Source organism: Moorena sp. SIO1F2, from assembly GCF_010672755.1.
GTDB lineage: Bacteria > Cyanobacteriota > Cyanobacteriia > Cyanobacteriales > Coleofasciculaceae > Moorena.
Map to the genome: position 1 here is coordinate 1 of NZ_JAAHFV010000542.1, position 2,965 is coordinate 2,965.

Sequence of the window (2,965 nt, forward strand, 5' to 3'; positions counted from 1 at the left end):
CGCATCCCCAGGTAGGAACTTGAACACTCAAAAATAACGTAGTTCTCTGAGAACTTAGACTGGTCAATTATGAGCTTTTAACAAGCTCCCGCTATAGTCTGAAAAGACTTAGCGGTGAGTTATTGACTAAAGGAGTGGTAAAGCAGCTGATCCGCGCGTTGCGATCAAAGATGGGGTGCGACCTCGCGCTTTTTGAAAGCTAAGCGTGAAAGCCCACCAAGAGAGGGAAGAATCACTTCTCAATTTGACACAATCTTTACACACTCTTTACATAATTTTGAGATGATCCAGTGCAACTAGCCGTTACTAATGGTAAAACCCAAATAGTGATGAACGCATATCAAGAAATTACATATAGCATCTGTCAAAAGAGGTATATTTTTGAGTGTTCTGTGTTTATCCAAAATTTGTAAAGGACTAGGCTTACAGCAGGATTGTTCATGAGACTTTTGCTGGTAGAGGATGACAATGCTCTAGCTCTAACCTTGAGTAAAGTGTTGAGAGAGCAGAATTATATTGTAAATATTGCTGGAGATGGGGAAGAGGGTTGGGAGTATGCTCAAGCCTTTACCTATGACCTGATTGTGCTGGAAGTGGATTTCCCCAAGATCGATGGTATCAGCTTGTGTGATGGTATCAGCTTGTGTAAGCGACTACGGAAGGCAAGCTACGATAGAGGGATTTTGCTGTTGCTTTCTCAAGCAGCTACTGCTGAGCAAGTCAAGCTTAATGCTGAAGCTGATGATTATATTGTTAAACCCTTTACAGCCAAGGATCTTTTGACTCGGATTAGGACATTACTGCGTCACCACAGTGTTTCTGGATTAAGGCTACTGGAATGGGGTGATGTCTGCCTAGACCCGAGTACCTGTGAAGTAACTTATAAAGGTCAACTGCTCCATCTCTCACCAAAGGAATACGGTCTTCTAGAACTATTCTTGAGCCATCCGCGCCGAGTATTTAGTCAGAGTTTCATTCTCGGACATCTGTGGTCATTTGAAGACCCTCCTTCACCAGAAACAGTTAGGGCACATGTTAAGGGGTTAAGGCGCAAGCTCAAGAGTGTTGAAGCTGATGATATGATTGAAACTGTCTATGGTATGGGCTATCGCCTCAAGAGCTTACCGAGGAGCAAGAGAAAGAAAATCAAACCAACCCCAACCAGGTTCAATCAGCCTTGGGAGCTTTCTAAAGGAACCATGTGGCGTCAGTTTGCCACTGTAGAACAGGCGGTTAATGCTCTCGAAGCCGGACATCTTACTGAGGAGCTGCGAAAACAAGCCCAGCAGCAAGTCCACAAGCTGGTTAGAGCTTTAGATAAGTTTGGCTTAGTGGAAGGATCACGGCTAGCCCAAACTATTGAGTACTGGCTACAGTTCGTCAGTATAACCAAGACAAGGAACTCCGGTAAACTTAGATATCGGTCAAGACGCAGGAACTATGACAACCAAATAGAATTGCCTAGTCCTCAATTACAGCAGCTAACCTCCCCAACTAATATTCAAAATCTGGCATCTTTGGTAGCACTTCTGTCTGAAGAACTCCAGCAACCTCCATCAGCATTCTCTGGTGATGTCATTAGTGAGTTGGAAGATAATCCAACCATTACTGTCTTAAAAGAGTCTGAACTAACCAAGGATGGTAGATCAGAACCCCTGGCACCCGAGCAATTCCCAAAAAAGCTTCCCTTGATTTTAGTTATCGATGGAGAGGTGCAACTGACACAACAGTTGGAAAGAGAAGCAGTAAATTGGGATATGCAAGTAAAAGTTGTCCTAGATCCCAGGGAAGCCAGATTTGTCATGGATCAAGAAGTACCTGATGTTGTTCTACTGGAGTTGATGTTTCCCAATGATCCAGAGGTCGGAATGGCACTCCTAAAATATTTCCAGAACCAATACCCTCAAATCCCAGTAATCGTTTCTACACAGCAAAATCGGTTTAGCGATCGCGTTGAGGTTGCTCGTCAGGGAGGACGGGCGTTTTTATCCAAACCCGTTACCCCAATACAGTTACTAGAAACCGTTGAAGATGTCTTAAATCAAGCTAGACCTTCCACCGCCAAAGTCCTGGCAGTAGACGATGATCCCCTAGTGCTCGAAAGTATACGACACTTCCTACAACCTTTAGGAGTGCAGATTACTACCTTAGAAGAACCCGATCAATTTTGGGAACAGCTCGAAGCGACAGGACCTGATCTACTGATCTTGGATTTAGACATGCCCCAATTCAATGGGATTGAACTGTGCCAAGTTGTGCGCATTGATCGGATCTGGCATGGATTACCTATCCTATTGCTTTGTGAACACCAAGACTCTGAAACAATTCACCGCATTTATGAAGCTGGAGCTGATGACTATATCTTTAAACCGATAACGAAATCCGAGTTAGTCACCCGTGTTTTCCATCGTCTAGAGCGTACCAAACTGCTCCGTAGTTTAGGAGAAACTGACCAATTAACTGGTGTGGCTAATCGTCGTCAATCTACCATAGAATTTAATCGATTACTGCGTTTATCCCAACGCTACCATCAACCTCTTTGCTATGCCTTATTGGATTTAAACAACTTAAAACAGGTGAATGAGCAATATGGTCATGTGATGGGAGATAGAATGCTTAAGCGGTTAGGACAAATCTTGCGGCAAAAGTTTCGCAGCGAGGATATAGTTGCCCGCTGGGGAGGTAAGGAGTTCTTCATCGGGATGTATGGTCTCAATCGACAGGCTGGGGTCAGAAGGCTCCAAGAAATTTTGGAGACTGTTAGTGAAGAATTTGATAACTGTGAGCTAGTGCAGGTAACATTTAGTGCTGGGGTGGCAGAGTACCCTGAGGATGGCACAGACATCGAAAGCCTCTATCGAGCCGCTGATGAGGCTATTGAGCGAGGCAAAGCCACTGGTCAAGATTGTGTATTCCCAGCTCAATCCCTAGTTGGAAACATCAGTCAATAGTAATTTTTGAGTCG

Annotated in this window: 1 protein-coding gene; it reads left to right on the top strand. The window is 44.2% G+C overall.

Going from position 1 to position 2,965, the window contains the following annotated elements; translation table 11 throughout:
• Nucleotides 1-440 precede the first annotated feature (440 nt).
• Nucleotides 441-2,951: a response regulator gene (locus F6J94_RS32415; protein ID WP_293047775.1), complete on the top strand. Its 2,511-nt coding sequence runs from the start codon at nucleotides 441-443 to the stop codon at nucleotides 2,949-2,951.
• Nucleotides 2,952-2,965 lie beyond the last annotated feature (14 nt).